Origin of the sequence: Agarivorans sp. QJM3NY_25, assembly GCF_050870875.2 — a bacterium.
Lineage (GTDB): Bacteria > Pseudomonadota > Gammaproteobacteria > Enterobacterales > Celerinatantimonadaceae > Agarivorans.
On the sequence record NZ_CP194041.2, the window covers coordinates 2,268,040 to 2,292,021 of the forward strand.

Annotated in this window: 22 protein-coding genes; 10 read left to right on the forward strand and 12 right to left on the reverse strand. The window is 46.5% G+C overall.

Translation table 11 applies throughout. The features are described 5' to 3' along the window. Positions 1–24 precede the first annotated feature (24 nt). The 5 genes from ACRRSW_RS10460 to hydA are packed head-to-tail and all read right to left on the reverse strand — an operon-like array spanning position 25 to position 5,277. Positions 25–1,029, reverse strand: coding sequence for an ABC transporter substrate-binding protein (locus ACRRSW_RS10460; protein WP_432459313.1), 1,005 nt, complete (start codon positions 1,027–1,029; stop codon positions 25–27). A 58-nt stretch (positions 1,030–1,087) separates the two neighbouring features. Continuing rightward, positions 1,088–2,050 (reverse strand): ABC transporter permease, encoded by a 963-nt coding sequence (locus ACRRSW_RS10465; protein ID WP_432459314.1) that lies wholly within the window; start codon positions 2,048–2,050, stop codon positions 1,088–1,090. Beyond that, positions 2,043–2,930: an ABC transporter permease gene (locus tag ACRRSW_RS10470; RefSeq protein WP_432453278.1), complete on the reverse strand. Its 888-nt coding sequence runs from the start codon at positions 2,928–2,930 to the stop codon at positions 2,043–2,045. Before ACRRSW_RS10470 ends, ACRRSW_RS10465 begins: the two co-directional genes overlap by 8 nt. A gap of 19 nt (positions 2,931–2,949) precedes the next feature. Beyond that, a complete protein-coding gene (locus tag ACRRSW_RS10475) occupies positions 2,950–3,783 on the reverse strand; it encodes an ABC transporter ATP-binding protein (RefSeq protein ID WP_432453277.1) in 834 nt (277 codons plus the stop codon). A 54-nt stretch (positions 3,784–3,837) separates the two neighbouring features. Further along, on the reverse strand, positions 3,838–5,277 hold the full coding sequence (gene hydA / locus ACRRSW_RS10480; RefSeq protein ID WP_432459315.1) for a dihydropyrimidinase: 1,440 nt from the start codon (positions 5,275–5,277) through the stop codon (positions 3,838–3,840). A gap of 437 nt (positions 5,278–5,714) precedes the next feature. On the opposite strand from hydA, the gene ACRRSW_RS10485 reads away from it, so the two are divergent. After that, positions 5,715–6,986: a Zn-dependent hydrolase gene (locus ACRRSW_RS10485; protein WP_432459316.1), complete on the forward strand. Its 1,272-nt coding sequence runs from the start codon at positions 5,715–5,717 to the stop codon at positions 6,984–6,986. Positions 6,987–7,159: 173 nt separating this feature from the next. Here ACRRSW_RS10485 and ACRRSW_RS10490 read toward each other — a convergent pair whose 3' ends face one another. After that, positions 7,160–7,810, reverse strand: coding sequence for a TetR family transcriptional regulator C-terminal domain-containing protein (locus tag ACRRSW_RS10490; protein WP_432453274.1), 651 nt, complete (start codon positions 7,808–7,810; stop codon positions 7,160–7,162). Between the two features lie 304 nt (positions 7,811–8,114). Here ACRRSW_RS10490 and ACRRSW_RS10495 point away from each other — a divergent pair, with 304 nt between their 5' ends. The 3 genes from ACRRSW_RS10495 (at position 8,115) to ACRRSW_RS10505 (ending at position 12,604) form a co-directional block, all read left to right on the forward strand. After that, complete coding sequence (locus ACRRSW_RS10495; protein WP_432459317.1) at positions 8,115–9,458, forward strand: NAD(P)-dependent oxidoreductase; 1,344 nt, start codon at positions 8,115–8,117, stop codon at positions 9,456–9,458. 4 nt (positions 9,459–9,462) lie between these two features. Beyond that, entirely contained in the window at positions 9,463–10,737 is a 1,275-nt protein-coding gene (gene preA, locus ACRRSW_RS10500; protein ID WP_432459318.1) for an NAD-dependent dihydropyrimidine dehydrogenase subunit PreA, read from the forward strand. 256 nt (positions 10,738–10,993) lie between these two features. Then, positions 10,994–12,604: an ankyrin repeat domain-containing protein gene (locus ACRRSW_RS10505; RefSeq protein WP_432459319.1), complete on the forward strand. Its 1,611-nt coding sequence runs from the start codon at positions 10,994–10,996 to the stop codon at positions 12,602–12,604. Positions 12,605–12,858: 254 nt separating this feature from the next. Here ACRRSW_RS10505 and ACRRSW_RS10510 read toward each other — a convergent pair whose 3' ends face one another. Together ACRRSW_RS10510 and ACRRSW_RS10515 are read right to left on the reverse strand one after the other, a co-directional pair. Beyond that, positions 12,859–13,959 (reverse strand): alkene reductase, encoded by a 1,101-nt coding sequence (locus ACRRSW_RS10510; protein ID WP_432459320.1) that lies wholly within the window; start codon positions 13,957–13,959, stop codon positions 12,859–12,861. A gap of 121 nt (positions 13,960–14,080) precedes the next feature. Further along, a complete protein-coding gene (locus ACRRSW_RS10515) occupies positions 14,081–14,959 on the reverse strand; it encodes a LysR substrate-binding domain-containing protein (RefSeq protein WP_432461111.1) in 879 nt (292 codons plus the stop codon). A 247-nt stretch (positions 14,960–15,206) separates the two neighbouring features. Here ACRRSW_RS10515 and ACRRSW_RS10520 point away from each other — a divergent pair, with 247 nt between their 5' ends. Further along, positions 15,207–15,683, forward strand: coding sequence for a hypothetical protein (locus ACRRSW_RS10520; protein WP_432459321.1), 477 nt, complete (start codon positions 15,207–15,209; stop codon positions 15,681–15,683). A 36-nt stretch (positions 15,684–15,719) separates the two neighbouring features. Here the strand turns inward: ACRRSW_RS10520 and ACRRSW_RS10525 are convergent, their stop codons facing one another. Continuing rightward, positions 15,720–16,349 carry an MBL fold metallo-hydrolase gene (locus ACRRSW_RS10525; protein WP_432456183.1) on the reverse strand — a complete coding sequence of 210 codons (630 nt, stop codon included), beginning with the start codon at positions 16,347–16,349 and terminating at the stop codon, positions 15,720–15,722. Between the two features lie 138 nt (positions 16,350–16,487). Between ACRRSW_RS10525 and ACRRSW_RS10530 the strand changes: the two genes are divergently transcribed. From ACRRSW_RS10530 to ACRRSW_RS10540, 3 genes are all read left to right on the forward strand, one after another. Next, positions 16,488–16,907 (forward strand): CBS domain-containing protein, encoded by a 420-nt coding sequence (locus ACRRSW_RS10530; protein ID WP_432459322.1) that lies wholly within the window; start codon positions 16,488–16,490, stop codon positions 16,905–16,907. 357 nt (positions 16,908–17,264) lie between these two features. Continuing rightward, positions 17,265–17,423, forward strand: coding sequence for a hypothetical protein (locus tag ACRRSW_RS10535; protein ID WP_432459323.1), 159 nt, complete (start codon positions 17,265–17,267; stop codon positions 17,421–17,423). Between the two features lie 78 nt (positions 17,424–17,501). Next, positions 17,502–18,332 (forward strand): hypothetical protein, encoded by an 831-nt coding sequence (locus tag ACRRSW_RS10540; protein WP_432459324.1) that lies wholly within the window; start codon positions 17,502–17,504, stop codon positions 18,330–18,332. Positions 18,333–18,354: 22 nt separating this feature from the next. Here the strand turns inward: ACRRSW_RS10540 and ACRRSW_RS10545 are convergent, their stop codons facing one another. Beyond that, positions 18,355–19,317 carry a TAXI family TRAP transporter solute-binding subunit gene (locus ACRRSW_RS10545; protein ID WP_432459325.1) on the reverse strand — a complete coding sequence of 321 codons (963 nt, stop codon included), beginning with the start codon at positions 19,315–19,317 and terminating at the stop codon, positions 18,355–18,357. 451 nt (positions 19,318–19,768) lie between these two features. Between ACRRSW_RS10545 and ACRRSW_RS10550 the strand changes: the two genes are divergently transcribed. Continuing rightward, a complete protein-coding gene (locus tag ACRRSW_RS10550) occupies positions 19,769–20,536 on the forward strand; it encodes a copper homeostasis protein CutC (protein WP_432453263.1) in 768 nt (255 codons plus the stop codon). A gap of 4 nt (positions 20,537–20,540) precedes the next feature. Beyond that, positions 20,541–22,385 carry a glycerophosphodiester phosphodiesterase family protein gene (locus ACRRSW_RS10555; RefSeq protein WP_432453262.1) on the forward strand — a complete coding sequence of 615 codons (1,845 nt, stop codon included), beginning with the start codon at positions 20,541–20,543 and terminating at the stop codon, positions 22,383–22,385. On the opposite strand, the gene ACRRSW_RS10560 is transcribed toward ACRRSW_RS10555, so the two are convergent. After that, positions 22,374–23,327: a biotin-dependent carboxyltransferase family protein gene (locus ACRRSW_RS10560; protein ID WP_432453261.1), complete on the reverse strand. Its 954-nt coding sequence runs from the start codon at positions 23,325–23,327 to the stop codon at positions 22,374–22,376. The two genes, ACRRSW_RS10555 and ACRRSW_RS10560, sit on opposite strands and share 12 nt — an antisense overlap. After that, positions 23,315–23,980, reverse strand: a complete 666-nt coding sequence (locus ACRRSW_RS10565) for a 5-oxoprolinase subunit B family protein (RefSeq protein ID WP_432453260.1) — start codon at positions 23,978–23,980, stop codon at positions 23,315–23,317. The genes ACRRSW_RS10560 and ACRRSW_RS10565 overlap by 13 nt, the downstream gene beginning before the upstream one ends. Positions 23,981–23,982: the final 2 nt, after the last annotated feature.

Sequence of the window (23,982 nt, forward strand, 5' to 3'; positions counted from 1 at the left end):
TATCAAATGATCATAACTAAATAATTACAGTTTAGCGGCTTCGTCAAATACTTTATGGGTGTAGGCACCTTCGGGCATTTTGGTGATAACCGGTGTTGAATCACTATCGAGTAAGATTTTAACGGTACGGTCAAAGGCTGCGGGTTCGAGGTAACCAATGCCTTTATCGCTATTACTTAACAATTTTGCAACCTCAGTGGCCATGCGAATTTGATGTGCTTCAGTTTGCGCGCCAGTATCATCGTAGTCTAATACAATGAGAGCCGCTTCTTTGGGATGTGCTGCTGCCCATTCCCAGCCTTCAATCGATGCTTTGAGGAATTTGGCATAGGTAGTGACTTTTTTACTGTCTTTTAGACTGTCTTCTAGAACGTACAGGCCATCCTCTAGCGTTGCAACGCCTTCATCTTCATACTTGAATAGCACTAGTTCGTCGTTGCTTAAACCGCCATCAAGCACTTGACCGTATTCGTTGTAGGTCATGGTGGAGACACAATCGGCTTGACCTTGGAAGATCGGATCAACATTAAAGCCTTGTTTCAATACTGTCACGCCATCTTTGCCGCCGGTGGTGGCGTAACCGAGTTTAGACATCCAACTTAGGAAAGGGTATTCGTTGCCGAAGAACCAAACCCCTAAGGTTTTACCTTTAAAATCTGCCGGGCTGCTAATGCCACTCGACTTAAGGCAAGTGAGCATCATGCCTGACTTACCGTAGATTTGACCAATATTGACCAGTGGCAGGCCTTTTTCTCGGGTAGCAAGTGCAGAAGGCATCCAGTCTACAATTACATCGGCACCGCCGCCTGCCAGTACTTGGGCTGGCGCAATATCGGGTCCACCAGGCTTAATGGTTAAATCGATCCCTTGGTCTTTGTAAAAACCTTTATTGAGCGCGACGTAGTAACCGGCAAATTGGGCTTGAGTGACCCATTTTAGTTGTAAGGTTAGTTTTTCAGCTGCGCTTGCGCTGAGGCTAGCGGCCATTAAAGCGACGCCAGATGCTAGTGAAATCAGAGATCGATTCATAGTTAATTCCCTTTATTGCTACAAGTGTTTGAAGTAATTGCCTAGGGGTCTGATGTCCCTAGTGTTTATTCCCACCTCGAAACGAGGGGTGCCAAAATAGCAGTGATTTTTCTAACAAGGCTAAAGCCCCGTAACTTAAAGAGCCGGCAATTGCTGCTACCACAATCGTGGCCCATACCATGTCCATGTTCATTCGGCCAACCTCGGTTGAAATTCGAAATCCCATGCCAACAATCGGGGTACCAAAAAACTCGGCCACAATAGCGCCAATTAAGGCCAACGTTGAGTTGAGTTTTAAGGCGTTAAATATAAAAGGCAGTGCTTGCGGCAGCTGACTTTTGATGAAGATTTGGGTTTTACTGGCGGCATAGGTATGCATCAAATCTCTGTGGATCGCATCTGTTGCCTGTAGGCCGGTTAGAGTATTAATAAACATGGGGAAGAAAGTCATGACCACGATCACTGCGGCCTTGGATTGCCAATCGAAGCCAAACCACATCACCATAATCGGCGCGATCCCCACAATCGGAATGGCCGACATAAAATTACCCAATGGCACCAAACCATTACGTAAAAACGCACTTTTTACCGCCCATTGCGCGACCACAAAACCCGAGGCGCAACCTAGCAAATAACCCGCGAGAACTGCTTTTAAGTAAGTCTGCTTAAAGTCTCCCCATAACATCGGCAGATTATTGATTAATGCTGTGAAAATTTTAGAAGGGGCGGGTAATAACACTGCAGAGATAGCGTAACCAGTGACGATGCTTTGCCAAGCAAGGATCAGCATAAAGGCAAATAAGCTAGGGATTAGTGGTTTAATATAGCGAGCAAATGCCGGGCGTGAAGTACTCAAATGAGTGAGCTGACTTAACAGCGCCGCAGTGGCGTAAGTCGCTAACAATAAAAGGATAATCAAGCTTGGTGCTCGTTGGTAAAAGCCTGCTTCCACTTTCATCGTCAAAGCCAGTTGCAGTAGCAGCAAGCCAAGATATAAGGCATTAGAAAAATAGTTAAGCATTGCTCAATCCCCCGCGTCGTTTTAATAGCGCCTTTTCAGCCAAACCGACAAGCCATACTAAGAGTGAGCCAAGCAGTGCAGCCATGATTAATGCAGCCCAAATTTGCTGGGTTTGTCCATAATAGGAGCCACTGAGTAAGCGAGAACCTAAGCCACCTTGAGCCCCGGTTGGCAGCTCGGCAACAATGGCGCCAACTAAGGCTGCGGCAATCGCAACTTTTAAACTGGCAAACAGGTAGGGTTGGGCAGAGTACCAGCGTAGTTTCCAGAATACTTGCAGGGTGCTGGCACTATAGGTATACATTAATTCTTCGTGAATGGTGTCGGAGGCGCGTAAACCTTTAACCATACCGATGGTCACCGGGAAGAACGACAAATACATCGAGATCACCGCCTTGGGGACCACGCCCGTAATATTGAGTGCGCCGAGTACCACCACAATGATTGGCGCGATGGCCAAAATGGGAATGGTTTGTGAGGCGATCACCCAGGGCATTAAGCTCGCTTCTAAGGTTTTGTTATGCACAATACCGATGGCAATTAGCATGCCTAATAAGGAGCCAAAAACGAAGCCTAAAAGGGTTGAGTTAAGGGTAATGATGCTGTGAAATACCAAGGAACGCTTAGAAGTTACCGAGGTATCAAAGACCGATTTTTTAAGTTCTAAAGCCACCTGATGGGGGGCTGGTAACATCGGCCTTTTAACTTGATACGCTTGGCTAATGACCTGGCTATAGCTCCAGTCTTGTTTCTTACGTTCAAGGTTATGGATCAGTTGGTTGCCATTCATGATCAATGCGGCTAAATACCAAATGGCGAGTAGCGCGATGATTAAGCTGGCTAAAGACAGCCACTGACGGTCCTTCGTAGTGCTTTGCATAGTTTACTCTTTGCTGTGCTTAGTCAATGGCATGATCGGTGGCCAGTGCGGTACGAATTTCCGCGGCCAGTTCATGAAAAGCCGCTTCATCTCGCAGTGCTAAGGTTTTCAAACGAGGTAAGGGGCTTTCGATGACTTTCACGATCCGTCCAGGGCGCGGTGACATCACCACAATATGGGTCGACAACAGTACTGCTTCGGCAATGGAGTGCGTCACAAAGACCACGGTTTTTTGAGTCTCTTGCCAAATTCTCAATAGTTCTATGTTCATATGGTCACGGGTAATTTCATCCAAAGCGCCAAAGGGCTCGTCCATCAACAACAGGTCGGGATTGAGGCACAGCGCCCGAGCAATGGAGGCACGCTGTTGCATACCGCCAGATAACTGCCAGGGAAATTTATTATGGAAGTCTTGTAGGCCTACCATCTTCAAATACTTATCGATTTGCTTTTGTTGATGGGTGCCAGTTTGTCCGGAGATTTCCATCGGCAGTGCGCAGTTTTGTTGAATGGTACGCCAGGGTAATAAACCTGGGGCCTGAAACACATAGCCATAAAGTCGATTTAAGCGAGCGTCTCTGGGTGAAGTTCCATCAACCTTTATTTTCCCTGCTGTGGCCTGCTCTAAATCGGCGATCACTCGTAACAAGGTGGTTTTACCGCAACCTGAGGGGCCGATAAATGAAACAAAATCCCCTTCGTTAATATTGAGCTGGATATTCGACAAGGCATTGACCGGTCCATCGTTGGTATTAAACACCAAAGACAAGTCTTCAATGGCAATCATCGAACGATGACTCGGCGCTTTATCGGCAGTGGTTTGTTCAGTGGTCTGTTGTGCTACTGCTAACATAGTCTCTCTCTCATATTTTTATTGTTTTTGGGCGGCTCATTTGAGGCGGCAGCGTTATCGTTCTATTCCAACAGGTGCATGGCTTTGGTTATATTTTTGAACCGCTTCGAAAATCGAGGGAAAGGCTGGACGTTTAATGTAACGTCCGGCACCTTCAACCACGTTTAACTGACCGTTTTTAAAGACGACATTGCCTTGGCTGATGGTGATGTGCGGAGCACCTTGTACTGTTCGGCCTTCGAAAATATTAAAATCTATTTTTTGATGATGGGTTTTGGCCGAAAGGGTATGTGTTTTTGTTGGATCCCAAATCACGATATCGGCATCAGAACCCACAGCAATACAGCCTTTCTGAGGGTAAAGATTGAATATTTTGGCACTGTTGGTGGACGTCACTGCCACAAACTCGCTCTCGCTTAAACGACCTTTATTCACTCCAGAATCCCACAGCACCATCATTCGATCTTCGACGCCAGCAGTGCCATTGGGGATTATAGTGAAATCGTCTTTCCCATTCGCTTTTTGGTCAGCGCAGAAGCAGCAGTGATCAGTGGCGGTGGTTTGCAGGGTGCCGCCTTGTAGCGCCTTCCATAGAACTTCCTGATGTCCTTTCGGTCTGAACGGCGGGCTCATTACATGCGCAGCGGCACTGGCCCAGTCACTTTGTCGATAGACACTGTCGTCCAACTCAAGATGACCAGCTAAACATTCACCGTAAACTCGTTGGCCTTCATGGCGCGCCCGAGCGATTTCATCCACCGCTTCTTTACAAGAGACATGCACTAAATAGAGTGGCACACCGAGCGATTGCGCAATCCGAATTGCGCGGTTGGCGGCTTCGCCTTCCACCTCGGTAGGGCGCGATAGGGGATGCGCTTCGGGGCCAGTTAAGCCGGCTTTGAGTAATTTCTTTTGCAGGTGATCGACCAACTCGCCATTTTCGGCGTGTACCGTTGGCATTGCGCCTAATTCTAAACAGCGATTGAAGCTATTTACCAGCGTTTCATCTTCGGCCATGATGGCATTTTTATAGGCCATGAAATGCTTGAAACTGTTTACCCCTTCTTGGTTCACGAGTGTGCCCATATCTTGATAAACGCTGTCGTCCCACCAGGTAATGGCGACATGAAAGGAATAATCGCAAACTGAGCGAGCCGCCCAGTCCTTCCAGGTTTGGTAGGCTTCCATCAGTGGTTGCTGGGGGTTGGGGATCACAAAATCGATAATCATGGTGGTACCACCGGCCAGTCCTGCGGCGGTGCCACTATAGAAATCTTCGCTGGCGACGGATCCCATAAAAGGTAATTGCATGTGGGTATGGGGGTCAATACCGCCGGGCATTACCAGCTTACCGCTGGCATCAATCACTTCAGCGTCACTGGGAACATCTAGATCTTGGCCGATGGCTTTGATTAAACCGCCTTCACAGTAAACGTCGGCAAAGATGCTTTGGTCAGCGTTGACCACTTTGCCACCCTTAATTAGTACACTCATTGCTAACTACCTCGTTAATTGATTCAAAGGGGCATCAAGTTGTCTATTGTGATGCAAAACCCTTACCTTAATTAGGTGTTATGCAATAGATTGACCAATTGGACAGTTTGTTGGTTATTGTTAATGCTAAGCCGCATGAACACTGGTTTTATTCGGATAGCCACTGGTTTGCATAGTGAGTCGGATAGACTCGCTTACGCGCCATTGCAGGGCGTATAATCCCACTTTTAGTGCATAAAATTTGAACGAAAATACCGGGTCGTGCTACTGAAAATTAGAACTGAACAAATAATGTATTATTTAATCGTTAATTATCAATAGCTTAACTTTTACCGTCTAACTTCTTGTCCGTTTGGTCAATACTTTGCATGGTTGAGTGCAACGCCGAGGGCGGATTTAACACAAAAATGAAACAGTTTGGTTGAGTGGAGGCCAGTATGAGTAGCTACAAAATTAATAGTGATCGTTTGTGGGACAGTTTGATGCAAATGGCAAAAATCGGAGCCACCGAAAAAGGCGGTTGCCGACGATTAGCATTAACTGATTTAGATAAACAAGGTCGAGAGCTTTACATTAAATGGGCTGAAGAGGCGGGTTGTAGTGTGAAAATTGATGCTATTGGTAACATTATGTGTACTCGTCCCGGTGAAGATATGAGCCTGCCGCCTGTGGGTACGGGTAGTCATTTAGATACCCAGCCTTCGGGAGGGAAATTTGATGGTGTATTTGGCGTATTATCGGGTTTAGAAGTGGTCCGTTCGCTCAATGATCGTGGCATTAAAACCAAACATCCCATTGAGATTTCGGTCTGGACCAATGAAGAAGGCTCGCGCTTCGCCCCCGCGATGATGGGCTCTGGCGTGGTCTCTGGGCGTTTTAGTTTACAAGAAATTTTAGACAGTTTGGATGTAGACGGTTTGCGTTTGGGCGATGAGTTAGAGCGGATCGGCTTTGCTGGCGAAACGCCAGTGACGGGTCGAAAATTTCATGCTTTCTTCGAAACTCATATCGAGCAGGGCCCTTATTTAGAAGCTGAAGAGAAACAGATAGGCGTGGTCACTGGTGGGCAGGGGCAACGTTGGTTTAATGCCACGATTACCGGTCGAGAGTCTCATGCTGGGACGACTCCGATGCACCTGCGAAAAGATGCGTTGCTGGCCAGTGCGCAATTGATGCAACAAGTGGAGCAAATCGCTAAAGCACATCCACCGGGGTGTGGTACGGTAGGTTTTGTGCAGGTGTTGCCAAATTCGCGCAATACCATCCCCGGTAAAATTGAAATGAGTATCGATTTACGCCACCCCATCGATGAAGAACTCAGCGCCATGGATCAAGAACTCAAAGCCGCAGTGGCTGAGCTTGAGCAACAAACTGGTGTTGAAGTTGCGCTCGATCCATTCTGGTATTACGAACCGATCCATTTTGATTCGGCCTGTGTTGATGCAGTGCGAAATGCTACGGTCAGTTTAGGTTATAGTCACATGGATATTATTGCTGGAGCAGGTCACGATGCCTGTTATGTCTCTGATTTTGCGCCAACCAGCATGATTTTCACGCCTTGCTTAAATGGTATTAGTCATAATGAGATAGAAAGCACCACTCAGGAAGAATGTGAAGCGGGTTGCTCGGTGCTGTTAAATGCCATGCTTAGTATGGCAGAACAAGTCACAGAAGCTACAACGCTTGAAGATCTTGCGCTGAGTAAATAGCTGCTTATTCTGCGGTGAAATCTAGCTTTCACCGTAACAAAGGATTAGAAATTATTCTAATCCTTTGTTTTTATGCCTAGTATGCGTCTCTATTCCCTGTTAATTGTTGGTTCAAACCAATTTGCTCAATTTTAATGAAGCATCGATTCGTGGTCGTTGCTAGCCTTATTTCGCTAAAGTAACTTGATGCCGCAACCTTTAAGCACCAAGCGAGCAATTAATTCCATACCTTCTTCAAAATCACTATCATCCAGGGCTTCTTTGTTTAACATCAGGCTACTTTGAATGGCGTAGTCGGCATAGGCTTGGGTTGAGGCCCAAATCATGAACATTAAATGTTCTGGATTAATCGGTTCCATCCACTGCTTGGCGATCCAATCTCGAAATACCTGGCAGGTTTTATCAAATTGCTGTTTTAACTCGGTGGCTAACTGTTCTCGCAGGTAGGGGGCTCCGTGTAAGATCTCGGCAGCGAAAATCCGTGAAGCGTTGGGGTGTTGTTTGGATTGCTGCATCTTCTGCAAAATGTAATGGCGTAGCGCCACACTGGGATGTTGCTCGGGCGTCATTTGATCCATGTGGCTCATCCATATGACGAGTTGCTGGCTGAGTACCCCCTTATATAAAGCCTCTTTAGTTTTGAAATAATAAAGGACATTGGCTTTGGGTAATTCAGCTTTTGCCGCAATGGCTGCAATGGTGGTTCCCGAGTAACCGTTTTCGGCAAATAACTGCTCGGCAACTAATAGAATTTGCGCGAGATTGTCTTTACGAATATCTGCTAGCTTACGGCGTTTGGTATTCGTGGTGGTGGTTTTGCTCATGGGCTGATTGCTCTCTGCACTAATATGAAGCTATTTGCCTTGATACTGGGCATGCTTAGTTCTACCCACTGACTGACAGCATAACTCTAATCAAGACTTATTGTTAACTATCTGTTTTTTTCATTCAATGACTATTTATTTTTAGCCTTATTAAACAGATGGTTATATTACTAGCCCCGAACCAAAAATCACATCTCCTGACCGTTTGGTCAGAACATGGTATAGGCTTTGCTTTGTTTTTGTACAAGCAGAGAGTTTTATCTCGGCATTATAAAAAAAATAGGGAGATCCCATGGTGATGAGTATGGAAAAGCCTGAGGGCTATTCACAACAGCAGTTAGCCCTTGATCAGATGTTCAAGGATATCAATCCAGCCTTAAGTGCCCGCCAAGCTGGCATCGAAAGTTCGCGTTGTTACTATTGTTACGACGCGCCTTGTATTACAGCCTGTCCTTCAAAAATTAATATTCCGAGTTTTATTGCCAGTATTCATACTGACGATTTAACTGGAGCGGCTAAAACCATTTATCAGGAAAACATCATGGGTGGCAGTTGCGCCCGGGTGTGTCCAACCGAAATTTTGTGTGAACAAGCCTGTGTGCGCAATAAAGAGCAGGAACAGTCACCGGTTAAAATTGGTTTATTACAACGGCATGCCACCGACAATGCGGTGTTTGAGGGACATCCTTTCGAACGAGCCGCGCCGACCGGTAAAACTATCGCGGTAGTGGGCGCAGGCCCCGCTGGCTTAAGTTGTGCACACCGCTTGGCGATGCTGGGCAATGAAGTGGAGATCTTCGAAGCGGCAGCAAAAGCGGGTGGCTTGAATGAATACGGCATTGCCAAGTACAAACTTACCGACAATTTTGCTCAGAAAGAAGTTGATTTCATCTTAGGGATCGGTGGCATCACCCTGCATACCGATACCGCCTTAGGCCAAGATGTCAGCTTGAGCGAGTTGAAGCAGCGTTTTGATGCGGTGTTTTTAGCCATTGGCTTACAGGACGTTCAGTCCTTGATGTTGCTCAACGAAAGCCATCCGCAAGTACTCAATGCCGTGGATTACATTAAAGAGCTACGCCAGGCTAAAGATCTCGAGGACTTGGCGGTCCCGCTGGACAGCGCGGTGGTGATTGGTGCCGGTAATACCGCCATCGACATGGCCTGCCAACTCAAACGTTTGGGTACAGAAGAGGTGACGCTGGTTTATCGTCGCGGCGAAGCGCAAATGAGCGCCACCGAGCACGAACAGCAAATTGCCAAAAACCATCAGGTCAGAATAAAAACCTGGGCCAAACCAGAGCAAATTAATCTGGACCAAGATGGGGTATTACGCAGTATGACCTTCCGTAAAACCTATAGTGAAGATGGCCAGCTTAAAGATACTGAGCAAACCTTTGATGTTGCTTGTTCGGCAATATTTAAAGCGGTCGGCCAGAAGTTTGCTTACCCCAACGCCGAGCAGCTGATCCCCACCGTAAGCAATGGAAAAATTGCCACCTTTGGTAAGCAAATCACCAGTATTGACAGCGTGTTTGCCGGTGGCGACTGTACCAGTGAAGGACAAGACCTCACCGTAGAAGCGGTGCAACAGGGCAAGTTGGCAGCTATCGCCATTCATCAACAACTTAACTCAGTGGAGGCTTAATACCATGGCCGATTTATCAATTGAATTTGCAGGGATCAAATCTCCCAATCCATTTTGGTTGGCCTCAGCGCCACCGACGGATAAAGCCTATAACGTCGAACGCGCTTTTGAAGCGGGCTGGGGTGGAGTGGTTTGGAAAACCTTGGGCGAAGATCCAGCGGCAGTGAATGTGTCCTCTCGCTATTCAGCAATCTATGATCATAATGGTGAAGTTTCGGGCTTTAACAATATCGAATTGATCACCGATCGTAGTTTGGAAATCAACCTGCGTGAAATCGAGGCGGTGAAAAAAAGCTGGCCCGACCGAGCCTTAGTGGTTTCCTTAATGGTGCCTTGTGAGGAAGAATCATGGAAAACCATCGTGAAACAAGTGGAACAAACCGGCGCTGATGGCCTCGAACTTAACTTTGGCTGCCCGCACGGGATGCCAGAGCGCGGGATGGGGGCGGCGGTAGGCCAGGTTCCAGAATATGTGGAGATGGTGACTCGTTGGTGTAAAACCTATAGCAAGTTGCCAGTGATCGTGAAACTCACCCCGAACATCACTGATATTCGTTTCTCGGCGCGCGCTGCCAAAAATGGCGGTGCTGACGCGGTTTCATTAATCAATACCATTAACTCAATTACTGGGATCGATTTGGATCAGATGGCTGCGCGGCCCTTGGTGGATGGCAAGAGTACCCACGGTGGTTATTGTGGCCCAGCGGTGAAACCGATTGCCCTAAACATGGTCAGTGAAATCGCGCGTGATCCGGAAACTGCAGGCCTACCTATTTCAGGGATCGGTGGCATTGGTAACTGGCGCGATGCGGCGGAGTTTATCTCCTTGGGCTCAGGTTGCGTGCAGGTGTGTACCGCTGCGATGATCTACGGATTCAGAATTGTCAGCGAAATGCAGCAAGGCCTGTCGAATTGGATGGACAGTAAAGGCTACGAGAAAATCTCCGATTTCCAGGGGCTCGCAGTACCCAATACCACCGATTGGAAATACCTCAATATGAACTATAAGGTGGTGGCCGATATTGATGAAGATAAGTGTATCGGCTGTGGCCGTTGTTACATCGCCTGCGAAGATACCTCGCATCAGGCAATTAGCAAGACCGCTCGTCCCGATGGCAGCGTCGCTTTCGAAGTGATCGAAGATAAGTGTGTTGGCTGTAATCTGTGCCAGATCACCTGTCCGGTGGATAGCTGTATCAAGATGGAGCAAAAAGAGGCCGACAAACCCTATATGAACTGGACTCAGGATCCGCGCAACCCTTACCGGGACGTTTCTTAGGCTCTTTATCTTAGGTGCTTGCTCTGCTGCATTGGCGGAGCAAGCGCTGCATCAACAAGATCACCGTTTTCATTCTATTTATTTGTTTTTAAAGCTAGAACAAATAAGTTCCAAACTACTGGGTCCACTTTATTTCATGCTTCAACCCAAATTATATGTAATCACAAAAGTTAATTATGACTCTGTTGTGTATTTTTGACTTTTTGTTGGCTCTGCGCTGCAATGGCGATCTGTTCTAGCAAGGATAAGCGATTAAATGAATTTGGAACGAGTAGTACTTGGGGTGGCGTTGGCCGGTTTATTAATTTCATGTAGTCAGCGACAGTCGGCTCCGACAGCATCTCAGCAGACTGTTGTTTGCTGTCAGGTAAACGTTCCATATAATCGTTTTATGACTTACGGGGGCTTAAGCGACGATATCAGCGCGTTGATGAAGGCCGCTAATACTGCTAGTGTTTTCTCCGTAAAGCAGCTGCTAGAAGTTGAGAAAGTTGATGTTAATCGACTAGATAACAATGGTCAAAATGCTTTGCACCATGTTTCATCCTATTCCATTGCAGGGGGCGAGCCTTACCTGAAAAAAATAGCGGTGTTGTTGATTGAAAATGGTATCAATATTGATCAACAAAATCGGCTAGGGGTCAGCCCCTTAATGGCTGCGATTCGACAGCATAACTCAAAGATTGCGATAGAGCTGATAAAGCGTGGGGCAAATGTCAATCTGGCCGATGAAAAGGCGATAAGCCCCTTGATGTTAGCTGCTTATTATGGACAAATCGCAGTGGTTGATGCGCTGCTTGGTGCCGGGGCTAATATCAACGCCCAAGATCAGCAAGGCAGAAATACACTGCATTACTTGGCGACTAGGTATTTGCCTCGTCAATATGCCGATTCAGAAAAAATTGTCCGGATTTTGAAAACAGCGGGTATAGATAGCGCTGGCACTGCAAGTGATGGTCGCTCAGCCTATCAATGGGCGATTGAAAATCAACTCAATAAATTGGCCTTAGTCATCCGAACGTCACCTGCTCAGGGCAGTCGTGAGGAGCAAATAAAGCGAGCGATTGAGCATTTAGAGTTGCCATTTATCGCGAGCTTAACGGAGACAAATGATGGTCAGCAGCGTTTAAGTTCTGCGTTAGCGGGGTGGCTACCGTTACAGGTACAGATGAATCGCTACGACGGTGAACAATTAGATACTAAACAAGCAAAAATGTTGCAATTAATTGGTCCTTATATGGATATTAATCTGCGGAATTCCCGTGGGCAGACCGCTTTGCATATTGCTTCCACCAATTTGCAAATTGAAAGCATGCGCAGCTTGCTAAAATTTAATCCAGATCTGTCGCTGATTGATCATCGTGGACTTACTGCGCTTGATGTCGCAGCCTTGAGTGGAGAAGAGCGTGTTTTTAATGTGTTTTTTCAGCCGACTCAATTGTCGTTGTCATTCACTTTGTTTAAAGCGGATATCCTCAGTCGCGTCGCAGGGTTAGAGGGTCGAGGAGACTACGGTCCTTCGCAGATCACTGATACGCTTTTGCGTTTAGGGATGGATCCAAACGCCATTAACCAAAAGGGACAAACTGCCTTATGTCTCGCGGTGAAGTTTAATAAACCTAGGACTGCGCGGATCTTATTGGACCATGCTGCAGATGTCGATTTTGCTGATAATCAAGGATTGACACCGGTGATGTACGCGGTGAAATTTGGGCGACTCTCCATGCTTAGGCAGTTGCTTCGCCATGATCCCGATTTGACCTTTCGCAATAATCAGGGCTTAAGCGCCATCGAGATGACTAAACAAGTGAGTAGTGTGGGCGGTCAAGGCGTTCAGGAGATTATGTTTTCTTTGTTAGAGCGTTAATCATATGCGCCGAATCTCACGGCTGCAACAGGGTGTTCGCGCTTGATTCACAGCAAGTCGCCAGATAAGCACAAGTCCGTTTTATGTAGGTTTTTACTTACCGTGCAACTTTATTGTGTGGTATGTATTTGCTTCATCAGCTATCACGATTTTTGAGCGCCAAGCTGGTTCGTTGTTTGATGGGTAAGCTTTGCCATTCTTTGATGGCGGTAAAGTTGTTCAAGACTTTACCGCTAGTCGATTAAACTTATATTTTACTGGTGTTCAAAACGAGGGTAATCAGTTAGACCATGATGGTTACCTCCGAATAGGGTGTTGGGATCATGACTCGTCCAGGCTTGATGGTGTTTAATTCGAGAGGGTAAATCGGGATTCGCAATAAATGGGCGGCCAAAAGCTATCATATCGGCGAGGCCGTCTTCTATGGCTTGGCTGGCGCTTGCTGCCGTGTATTTTCCGGCGTAGATAATGGTCCCTGCGTAGGTTTTGCGTAGTGCCTGTTTAAAATGAAGCGGCATTGGCGGCGCATCGTCCCAATCGGCTTCGGCAATGTGCATATAGACTACTTTATGTTGATTGAGCAACTCGGCCACCGCAGTGTAGGTTTGCTCGGGGTAGGCGTCTACGGTGCCATTTAAGGTGGTGAGCGGAGCTAGTCGCACGGCGACTTTGTCTGCACCAATAGCACCCACTAAGGCTGTAAGTACTTCATCAAGAAAACGTAAACGATTGCTAAGGCTACCGCCGTAGGCATCGGTTCGCTGATTAGATTCAGAGTCGATAAATTGATTGATTAAGTACCCATTGGCGGCGTGTAACTCTACCCCATCAAAACCAGCTTGTTGTGCATTGAGGGCCGCTTGGCGAAACTGCTCAATCACTAGATTAATTTCTTTTTGGCTCATTTGTTTGGGCGTGACCACATCTATAAACCCCGGTTGCTGACTACCGTTATCCACAAATACTTTCACGTTTTCGGCTTTAAGTGGCGAAGCGGACCAAGGCTGAGCACCGTTAATATTATCCGGGTGAGTGACTCGTCCTACATGCCATAGTTGCGCAAATATCACACCTGCCTGCTGGTGAACCGCATCGGTCACTAAACGCCAGCCATCAATTTGTGCTTGAGAATAGATCCCGGGAGTCCAAGCGTAACCTTTAGCCCGTTCTGATATTTGAGTCCCTTCACCAATGATGAGTCCTGCTTCACAGCGCTGCATATAGTACTCGGCCATCATTTGATTGGCGGTGTCTCCAGGCTGAGTAGCACGCGAGCGTGTCATCGGCGGCATGACGATGCGGTTTTTTAATCTAAGTTTACCAAGTTGAATGGCTTGAAAGAGTGTGGCTGTCATGTGTGAGATCCTCGAAAAACTAGAGCATCAGTGTAGCAGTTGAGTGCGCTTGCAATCAGTCCGTAGATGACAAATTATTTTTGTGAATTTCACAATAATTAGTTTTAAGTGAAGCTTTATTTTATAGGCTGAGTCGTGGTTGGATAAAGTCGATAAAAGAAGAGATCCGCCGTGCTAATGAGGAAGACTTGTAATACACCGCGTGTATTTGTTCACGGCCCGTATCGTAAACGGCTTCTGAGCCAAATAAGCGGATCATCGTTCCATGAGCGATATCTTGTTTAACCATAAAACCGGACAAACAGGCAATGCCGTTACCGCTTAATACCAATTGGCGAACGGTTTCGCCGTTACTAGCAATCAGTGAGGGAGCCTCTAAACTAAAACCCTTAAGTGGCCATAAATTGAGGTTTTTGCTGGTGAAACCTAATAAATCATGCTGTTGTAAGTCGGTAATATGCAGCGGCACACCACGGCGTGCCAGATAGTCGGGAGAGGCGACCACGTAAAGAGGGCTTTTACCTAAAGGGCGAGCGTGCAGAGTTGAATCACTTAGGCGACCGATACGGATCGCAACATCAACTCGTTTCTCGAGTAAATCAACATAGCCTTCGTTGGAACTCAGTTCTAAGTCAATGTTGGGATAGGCTTGCTTAAAGTCATGTATTAACGGCACCAGTTGATGCAACACAAATGGACTGGCGGCATCGACGCGTAGCTTGCCTTTGGGAAATGCATCGTTTGCTAACAGCTCTTCTTCTGCATGTTGTAGTTGGAGTAGGCCGAGTCGAACGGCTTCGATAAATCGACGCCCCTCATCGGTCTGGTGGATCCGCCGAGTGGTTCGATTGAGCAGTGTCACACCGATCTGTTGTTCAATCTTCGAGACTGCCCGCGAGACTCGCGCGACTTGAATATTGAGCTGCTCGGCAGCAGCAGAAAAGCCACCGCAATCAACGACAGCAATTAATATTTCAAGATCGTCTGAACGGTTTCTCAAATTTAACATATGGGCTCCAGAGCGAGAATGGTTTGATGATGCTATTGGTTGTTACATTCACAATATTTCTTGTGTAACTTATCTTATTTTGACAAATATTATTAACTATTTTATCCCAGTATCTGGCCTTTGTTGGGGTCGGTTCATCAGCGATATCAGTTTCCGGTGAAATATAAGTTCGCTTGCTAAGGTCTTGTTTGGAACTTACTTAGAACGATTCATTTTTTTGGCATATGGGATCTGTACCTTGAATAAATACATTCCGCTTATTTTGGCGATTTACGTCGCTTTTGTATTCTTACAATCGCTGTTTTTTAAATTTGCAGGTTGGTTTGGCCATCCCGCTGACATTACAGTTTATATTTTTCAAACCGTGGGAACTTGGCTCAGCAGTGGTTTAGGGCTGGAGTCGGTTGGCTCGCTGTTTGCTCAGTATGGTGAAACGCTAATTGGTTTGGTGGAATTGGTTGCCAGCATTCTCATTTTACGTAAAGCGACTCGGTTTTATGGGGCAGCGCTTGCGTTCGTGGTGATGTCTGGGGCGATATTTTTCCATCTTTTCACGCCTTTGGGCTTATTTCCGTTTACTGATCTGAGCTGTTTAAGCGACGGTTGTCCACGTGAATATCCGCTGTTTTTTATGGCCGTGGGTGTTTGGTTGAGTAGTGTTTATTTACTTTACGCAAAAGTGAAGAGAGATCTACTCGGCGCTGATAAACGATAAGGACTCGCCGAGCGAGCCCTTTGTTGTTTTTTAGATTTACCGAGTATAGCCGTTAAATTTCTTCTCGTGACCAATACTCGACATTGGCCCATGTCCAGGTAAGAACTGGTAATCATCATCTAGGCTATAGAGCTGAGTTTTAATGGCATTGATCAGCGTGGGGTGATCGCCCTGAGGAAAATCGGTTCGGCCAATCGAACCATTAAATAAAACATCACCTACGATAGCGAGTTTGGCAGCGTGATCGATAAACACCACATGGCCTGGAGTGTGGCCGGGACAATGTCTGACCTCAAGTTCTATTTCTCCTAGAGCGATGATGTCGCCATGCTCTAACCATTGATCTGGGCTGAAACTTGCAACTTCTGGAAAACCAAACATTTGGCACTGCATTGCCATTTTACTAAGCCAAAAATCGTCGTCTTGATGAGGCCCTACAATGGGAACTTGATAGCGCTGTTTGATTAAGCTGCTGGCTCCTACGTGGTCAAGATGACCGTGGGTTAACAATATTTTAGTCACTTTCACACCCGCTTTGTCGACGGCGGCTTGAATGAGCTGCGGGTCGCCTCCGGGATCGACAATTGCCGCTTCTAAGGTTTGCTCACACCAAATGAGGCTACAGTTTTGTTGAAAAGGGGTCACAGGGATAATTTGATAGGCCATTTTACTCATACTCTGAATTGTCTCCCACTTAGTGTACGGATGCGGCTGAATATTTCTACAGTTGTGTGCAACTAAAACGCGACTTGTGGGTGCTTATGTTTATAATACTAATATCCCACCCAATCGAAGGAGATTCCCTTGATAATCAAAGATATTATGCAGACTAGAGTAGTCAGTGTTGATATGGATCAGCGGCTATTCGATATTAAAGACATTTTTGACAACGTGAGCTTTCATCACTTGGTGGTACTCGATGACGATGATCAAGTGGTTGGCGTATTAACTGAAGCGGATGTGCTGGCGGCTTTAAGTCCTTTTCTTGGTAAGGCTGCGGAGAATCAGCGAGATATTAAAACCTTAACCCAACGGGTTCACCAATTGATGACGCGCGATCCACAGTGCTGCTTTGCCATCACCAGTGTGACGGATGCGGGGCGTTTAATGATTGAACAAGGTTTGAGTTGCTTGCCAGTGATTGATGAACATCAGCATCTGCAGGGTATTGTGACCTGGAAGGACATCTTAGCCTTTTTGTTGGTTAGTAATAATAATTCATGAGTTCTTCATTGAGCATTAAGACCCCAATCATGTTTATGGCTTGCCCCAATGATGCGGGTAAATCTTTTGTGTGCGCCCTGATTTGCCGTTACTTGAGTACTTAAGGGCTTGATGTGGTTCCTTTTAAGGTACAAAACATGAGTCACAATGCGGCCGTCACCGACCAGGGAGGTGAAATTGGTCGTGCTTAATACCTGCAGGCTTTAGCCGCTCGGCAACGGCCTTGTATTGATATGAATCCGGTATGATTGAAACCGCATAGCGAACTCGGCGCACCGCTAGTGATTCATGGTGAGGTGAGCCATCAGCTATGCCATCGACTGGCATCAGCGTAAAGCCGTTCTTTGGCTTGCGGTTTTGGCAAGTGTTCAGCGTTTACCACTGCAACATCAATGTCTCGTGATTGAAGGAGCAGGCAGTCCTGCGGAAGTTAATCTACCTAAAAGCGCTATCGTTAACATGGAACTCGCCTTAGCGTTGCAGGCTTCGGTTTATTTGATTGTGGATATCGACTGAGCTGGTGCTTACGCCCATTTGCTTGGGACATGGATGTGCCTTAGCCAAGTAGAGCAAGCTCGTGTTAAAGGTTTTGTCTTGAACAAGTTTCGCGGTGAACAGACGCTATTCGCGGATGCTAATCAGTGGGTTTTGCAACAAACAGGAATTCCTATCGTAGCGGTGCTCCCTTGGACAGCCCACCAACTGTCGGAAGAAGATAATTTCTTTCATCGAAATCAATGGCAGCTGGGCACCACCAACATTGCCTTAATGGTTTATCCCTTTGCCAGCAATCTGGATGAATTTGACCGATTAATTTATCAAGCAGGTGTTAATCTGGTGCCACTACGCGATGCTCAAGATTCAAGTTATTACGATGCGATTATTTTATCCGGTTCGAAAAATGTTTCAGCTAGCCGAATGCATTTGGCGCAGAGTGGTTTAGATCAGGCGATTATTCACGCGGCGAAACAAGGGGTGAGAGTGACTGGGATTTGTGGTGGCTTGCAAATACTAGGCGAGCAAACTCTAGATCCTTTGGGGCTTGAAGGGCAAGGTTTTGAGGGTTTGGTTTTACTACCAATCATCACCGAATATGCCGATGCTAAGGTGACCACGCAACGCGACGTTGAGTGGCAAGAGCAGCACTTAGCTTGTTACGAAATTCATCACGCTGCAAGCCCTTGCGTTGAAGCGCTAAAGCCCTTTGTTGAACAAGTTACCGGCTGGCAATTAGGTGTGGTGCAGGGGAGTTATTTACATGATTTATTTATCAATCGTAGTTTTCGTCAACACTGGCTCGAAAGTTTAGCTTGGCAGGGAAAATGTGAAGATTGGCAGCAGGTGATTGGTCGGGAGTTGGATCCTTTATGTGAGCACTTGGATTTACCCCTAAGTCAAATAAGCCAGCATGCTGGCTTATCCTGAGTTTAAGTTGATTGTTGCGGCATTATTTCATCCACCCTTGTTCTTGATAATATCGTAGGGCACCTGGGTGCAGTGGCGCCGTGAGATTTGTATGGATCATTTGCTGCACTTTTAAATCGGCTAATGCCGGATGTAAGGCGCGTAAAGTGTCGAGGTTTTCAAAAATTGCCGCGACAAAATCATGTGCCGTTTGCTCCGATAGTTGTTTGTCTGCAACTAAGGTTGCGCTGACGCCAATCGATTGCACATCTTTCGGGTTACCATGATAGGTTCCCCCTTTAATGCTTACCGGAGAAAAATATGGGTATTTTTGGGCTAAGGCGGCGATTGTCGTGGTTGACAGACTCAGCAAATTGGATTCACACATTGTGGTCGCGCGGGTAATCGAGGTATTGGGGTGGCCAACCACATAAACGATAGCCTCGGTTTTATTGCCACATAGCGCGCGGCTTTGTTCGTCTGGTTTTAGATGACCTAGCTGGGTAAAATCGCCATCTTGCCAATGCAGCTGTTGCATGATGAGTTTCATCGTCGAATATTGGCCAGAACCAAGTGGCCCAACATTGACCGAATGTCCTTTCAATTGTTCAACTTGGTTAATCTTTAGCTGGGCCTTCGCTAATACAGTAAAGGCCTCTGGATAAAGGGCTAACAGAGAGCGCATCTCCTTATAGGCTCCTTGTTTGGCAAACTCACCGCTGCCTTTGTAGGCTTGCCAATGCACATCCGACTGAACGATCGCTAAATCGATATCGCCACTTCGTAGTGCTTGGATATTGTCACTGGAGCCCCCGGAACTTTCTGCGGTGCAACTGAGTTTTCTATGGTCACTATTTTGTTCTAGTTGTCGACACAAGGCGTTGCCAGTCGGGTAATAGACCCCGCTTACGTTACCAGTACCCAAAAATAAGTACTCGTTCGCCCCGGTGAAGTTGCTGCTTAAACTCAATATAATCAGCAATAAAAAATTGGAAAATCGTTTCATTTTTTCACCTAAGTTTGCTCTTTATCCATAGTGCAAGTTGGTTAATATACACTCTTATGCTAAAAAACGCTTGTTTGAGAGACTAAGTTTGGTTAGGGAAAACAACAGCTTTTTTAGTCATGAAGTGTTTATTGATGGATCCCGCGAAGGTGCCTAATGCCAGTTTAATTGAAAGTCGAATTGCGATATGTGGCCAATGAAGGGACTTAACTTGTATTTATGTCTTATGCCAATAGGGGTTTCCATGCATTTAGTATCCTTACCTGATGCTCCAAAGATATGAATTTTTAAGAAGTGAGCTTGTTTAGCGGTGCAAGGATTGGAAGTGTTTGGCAGCTGTTCAGCTTATCTCATGCGCTTACTTTGTCTTAATCTGAATCACTAAACCACGATGACCTCGCAGGATAATGGTTTATACTAGGCGTAAATAAAGCCCTATATTGATTGTATTTTGTTAAATAACTCAGTTGTATCATTTCCTTTGTTAGAAGTTTGCTGTTATAGCGTTGCAGATATCGAAAAAGCAATTGCGGGCGGGGCCCATCGTATTGAATTCTGTGCCGGCCAAAGTGATGGGGGGACTACGCCAAGTTATGGCGCATTGCTGCAGGTTCAGCACTATCTCACTCAGATCCCTATCGTGGTTATGGTGAGACCTAGAGGCGGGGATTTTTGTTATCAGCCTCAGGAACTGATGCAGATGGAATCCGATATTTTGCTGATTAAAGAACTCGGTTTTCATGGCGTGGTTAGTGGCGCCCTCAATCCCGACGCGAGTGTGGATGTGAGTGCTTGTCAGCGGCTTGCTAAGGCAGCGCAAGGCATCGATTTTGTGTTTCATCGCGCCTTCGATTGTGTGGCCGAGCCGAGTTTTGCGGCGAAATGTTTAGCCGATATCGGCGTAACTCGAATATTGAGCTCTGGCCAGCAAGATAAGATAGAACAGGGCGTGGAGCTAGTGTTAGCATTACAGCAACAATTTCCCCAGCTAGAATGGCTAGCGGCGGGAGGCGTGAGAGCTCATAATATTGGTGAGTTACTTGAGCGCGGTATTCAGCAGCTACATAGTGCCGCGGCAGAAGACCTACCGAGCGTTTTTGCCACCCAGTATGCCAAGGCAATGGCGTCGGCGAAGGATGTATCAAGTGAACTGACCCGCCAAACAGTATCGCAGTCTTTGGTTCAGTTGATGGTGAAACAGATGGAGCGAGGGCGCTAAGTTAATGTTGCTCGCTCTATGGCATCGCTGTCAGCATTTTTTTTTCTACCTAGCGAATACTCTTAAACACCGCGGTTTGGCAATGTTTGCAGCCTATTTGTTGGTGCAAGCATGCTGGCTCGCGGCCTTCGCACCACTCACCATTGTGGTCAGTGAATCACTGATGTCGTTGTATGGCCTACAGGGCGTTGCAAATCAGCAGTTACTCGGTTTTTTCCTCTCCCCCAGTGGTTATTTGTTTGCGATTTGGCTGGTTGCGATGGCTTTGTTTAACTTCTTTTTGCAACAGGGGGTACTCACCTTATTGTTGGCTCAGCATGAAGTTAATCGGCGTTCAATTTCTCAAGCGATTCATCTATTGCTACGCCGTGCTTGGTCGATTGCGGGTTTAGCTTTTTTGCAATCAGTATTACTGATTAGCATTTGTTGTAGCTTGTTATTTGTTGGTCGTTGGCTGTTTGGACTGATGCTGGCCGATTGGGACATTAATTACTATCTCACCATGCAGCGAAGTCAGCTGTGGTTCTTTCTCAGTGTATTATGTTTAGGCGGTTTGCCGGTCACTTTTTGGCTGGCGAATCAATGGCTGAAGTGGTGGTTTACTTTGCCATTTTGCATGTTACAAAGGCGAACTCTGCTTGGCCAGTTGCGAGATTCTACCGATTTAGCTCAGGGCCAGCGTAAGTGGATTGTACTTATTACAGTGATTTGGTTAGCGCTAAGAACCTTGGTATTTGTGGTGCTGGTTGCTGCATTTATTTGGTTGTTGCATGTGACTATTGATTGGTGGGATCCACAGCAGTTATCCAACTTAGCTTTAGTGCTATTTAGTTTTGCATTGTTGGCGGGGGGATCAGTTTTAAGCTTCTTGGATACTTGGCTCTATGCCTGTATTCAGTTTTATATGTTTAAAGTGTTGGTTAAGCAGACAAGGGGAAAATTAGCCAATGAACATCAAGCGGTATTAAAAGAAAATCATCGCTTACATTTAGGTTTTAGATTGCTATTGCTGGCGAGTCTATTACTTGCGGCGAATGAGTTCGCTGATGAAGTGGACAGTTTTACCCAACGTTTTGCTCAGAGTAGTCAATTCTCGGTTATGGGCCATCGCGCTGGTGGTTATTTGGCTGAAGAAAATAGCTTAGCGGGTTTGCAAAAGTCTATTGAACTGGGTTTAAGCATGACCGAAATTGATATTCAACTCACTGCCGATGGACAAATAGTGGTCGTTCATGACCGTGATCTAGGACGTTTAACTGGCGATCCGAGTGTGGTGCATCTGAGTAATTTTGCTCAGGTTCAGCAGGCTTTTGTTGCTGCCGGGCTCCCGTCTCCTCAGCCTTTATCTGTGTGGTTAGCTAAAAGTGCTGCTCAGATCACGCTGAACCTAGAATTAAAACGTTATGACGATTCTCTAGATTTAGTACCTGCACTCCTGACTCAACTCAAGCGTTACCCATATCCGGTGGTCGTCAGTAGCTTAGATGCGGAGTTACTCAATTATCTTAAGCAATTGATTAAAGGTACCCCGTTGGCGGCGAGAGTCAAAACTGCATTTATTGCGGCTGCCAGCTTTGGTGAATCGAGTTTGCTTCAGAACGCAGATATGTTAATGGTGAATCAACAGTGGGTTAGTCCTTGGCGCTTACTCAGTGCTCAGCAGCGCGAGCAGAAAATCTACGTTTGGACGGTGAACCGAGTCAGTGAGGTTGAACGAATGTACTATCTAGGGGTTGATGGCGTAATTACCGATGAGCCGATCATGGCACTGCAGACTATTCAGCGGCTTGAGCAATTGAGCGAAGTGGAGCACTTGCTGAATGGTTTTCGATATTGGCTAAACTTTTAGTTGTTCATTATTAAAAAAATGCTGAAATTGCAACCAGTATTGACGCTGTTGTTGCCAAGAGCTGAGCTGAAACTTGAGGGTTTGTTTGGCTCGACGTTGGTTGAGCGCATAAAGACTTAAGCGAGAAATACAACCTAACTTTGGATATCCACCGATGGTTTGTTTGTCGATCGATAATACAATGGGGAGTCCGCTGGGAGGCACTTGCACGGCGCCAAGTGCGATAGGTTCTGATTCGCCACTGGCGGGGACGCTATCGAGGGATACTCCATCCAAACGAATGCCCATTCGGTCACTCAGAGCACTCACTCGGTAGGTTTGGTGACATAGGGTTTGGATAGCATGCCTTGAAAACTGATGAAATTGATAGCCGGGGATCAAATTTAAACATAAGGCTTGGTTATAGTCTGGTATGAAACGGTTCGGTGTTTGTTTTCTGGGCTCGATTGCAGAACTTAGATAGTTGAGTTGATCCCCTTGACTTAACCAGCGGCCCATAAAAAGACCTAAACCTTGTCGCATTGAGCTACTAGCACTCCCTAACTGTTTTTTCACTTGTAAACCACCTTTAATGGCGAGGTATGATCGTAATCCAGAGCGTGCAGTGCCAAGATTCAAGCTTTGGCCAGCCAAAACCGTAAAGCTCTGCCAAGGGGCGGGTTGGGGATTGCGACTTGCGCCGCTCACCTTGAGTGGCATATCTGCACCGCAAACCGCGACTTGGCATGTTTGGTTAAATTGGAAAGTTGCGCCTCCAATGGCAATTTCTAGGGCTGCAGCTCCTGGTGCATTACCGAGTAGTCGATTAGCCCAGAGAAAGGCATGTAAATCCGCAGCGCCACCTGGACTGATCCCGATGTCTTGATAACCGCTACGGCCCTGGTCAACTACGCTGGTTTGTGGGCCACTTCTTAATACGCTTAATTGACCTACCGGAGACATGCTTTCGCCTGTAATTGTTGAAATTGCTGAAAATTGATTTGGTAAAAGCGGATCTGATCGCCGACTTTTACCGGACACATATCTTGACTTGAGGGGTCAAAAAAACGCATTGGGCTTTGACCGATGACATGCCAACCGCCGGGACTCGCTGCCGGGTACACAGCACTCATGTCTTCAGCAATCGCGATGCTGCCCGCTGCTACATGGCTTGCAGGGGTGGATTTTCTGGGGAGTTGTAGGGATTTAGTTAAACCTGATAAGTAAGCGAAACCGGGCATAAAGCCGATCGCCTTGACTTGATAGTGACCAGCCAAATGCAACTCGATTAATTGTTTTACATTGAGCTGTAAATGTGCGGCGGTTGCCTCTTGGTCGGGGCCTAAACGCGGATCATAACAAGCTGGAACGTGTATCGTTTTCACGGGTTTTGAGTGACGAGTCAACTGAAAACGGCTTAACAGCGACTCCAGATCATTTAACTCAGTTTGATAATCGAAAATGCAGAGTAGGCTGTCAGACGCAACGATAACATCGTTTACGCCCTTGATATTTTGCTTAAGTTGCTCCGCGAGGCTCGGTAACGCGGCCTGAAATTGGGGGGACTTACAGCTGAGTAAGAGACTGTCTTCATTCACCCAATCGATACAAAACATGT

Coding starts and splice junctions, on each gene's coding strand:
- ACRRSW_RS10460 (WP_432459313.1), bottom strand. CDS start 1,029: ATGAATCGATCTCTGATTTCACTAGCATCTGGCGTCGCTTTAATGGCC.
- ACRRSW_RS10465 (WP_432459314.1), bottom strand. CDS start 2,050: ATGCTTAACTATTTTTCTAATGCCTTATATCTTGGCTTGCTGCTACTG.
- ACRRSW_RS10470 (WP_432453278.1), bottom strand. CDS start 2,930: ATGCAAAGCACTACGAAGGACCGTCAGTGGCTGTCTTTAGCCAGCTTA.
- ACRRSW_RS10475 (WP_432453277.1), bottom strand. CDS start 3,783: ATGTTAGCAGTAGCACAACAGACCACTGAACAAACCACTGCCGATAAA.
- hydA (WP_432459315.1), bottom strand. CDS start 5,277: ATGAGTGTACTAATTAAGGGTGGCAAAGTGGTCAACGCTGACCAAAGC.
- ACRRSW_RS10485 (WP_432459316.1), top strand. CDS start 5,715: ATGAGTAGCTACAAAATTAATAGTGATCGTTTGTGGGACAGTTTGATG.
- ACRRSW_RS10490 (WP_432453274.1), bottom strand. CDS start 7,810: ATGAGCAAAACCACCACCACGAATACCAAACGCCGTAAGCTAGCAGAT.
- ACRRSW_RS10495 (WP_432459317.1), top strand. CDS start 8,115: ATGGAAAAGCCTGAGGGCTATTCACAACAGCAGTTAGCCCTTGATCAG.
- preA (WP_432459318.1), top strand. CDS start 9,463: ATGGCCGATTTATCAATTGAATTTGCAGGGATCAAATCTCCCAATCCA.
- ACRRSW_RS10505 (WP_432459319.1), top strand. CDS start 10,994: ATGAATTTGGAACGAGTAGTACTTGGGGTGGCGTTGGCCGGTTTATTA.
- ACRRSW_RS10510 (WP_432459320.1), bottom strand. CDS start 13,959: ATGACAGCCACACTCTTTCAAGCCATTCAACTTGGTAAACTTAGATTA.
- ACRRSW_RS10525 (WP_432456183.1), bottom strand. CDS start 16,349: ATGGCCTATCAAATTATCCCTGTGACCCCTTTTCAACAAAACTGTAGC.
- ACRRSW_RS10545 (WP_432459325.1), bottom strand. CDS start 19,317: ATGAAACGATTTTCCAATTTTTTATTGCTGATTATATTGAGTTTAAGC.
- ACRRSW_RS10555 (WP_432453262.1), top strand. CDS start 20,541: ATGTTGCTCGCTCTATGGCATCGCTGTCAGCATTTTTTTTTCTACCTA.
- ACRRSW_RS10560 (WP_432453261.1), bottom strand. CDS start 23,327: ATGTCTCCGGTAGGTCAATTAAGCGTATTAAGAAGTGGCCCACAAACC.
- ACRRSW_RS10565 (WP_432453260.1), bottom strand. CDS start 23,980: ATGTTTTGTATCGATTGGGTGAATGAAGACAGTCTCTTACTCAGCTGT.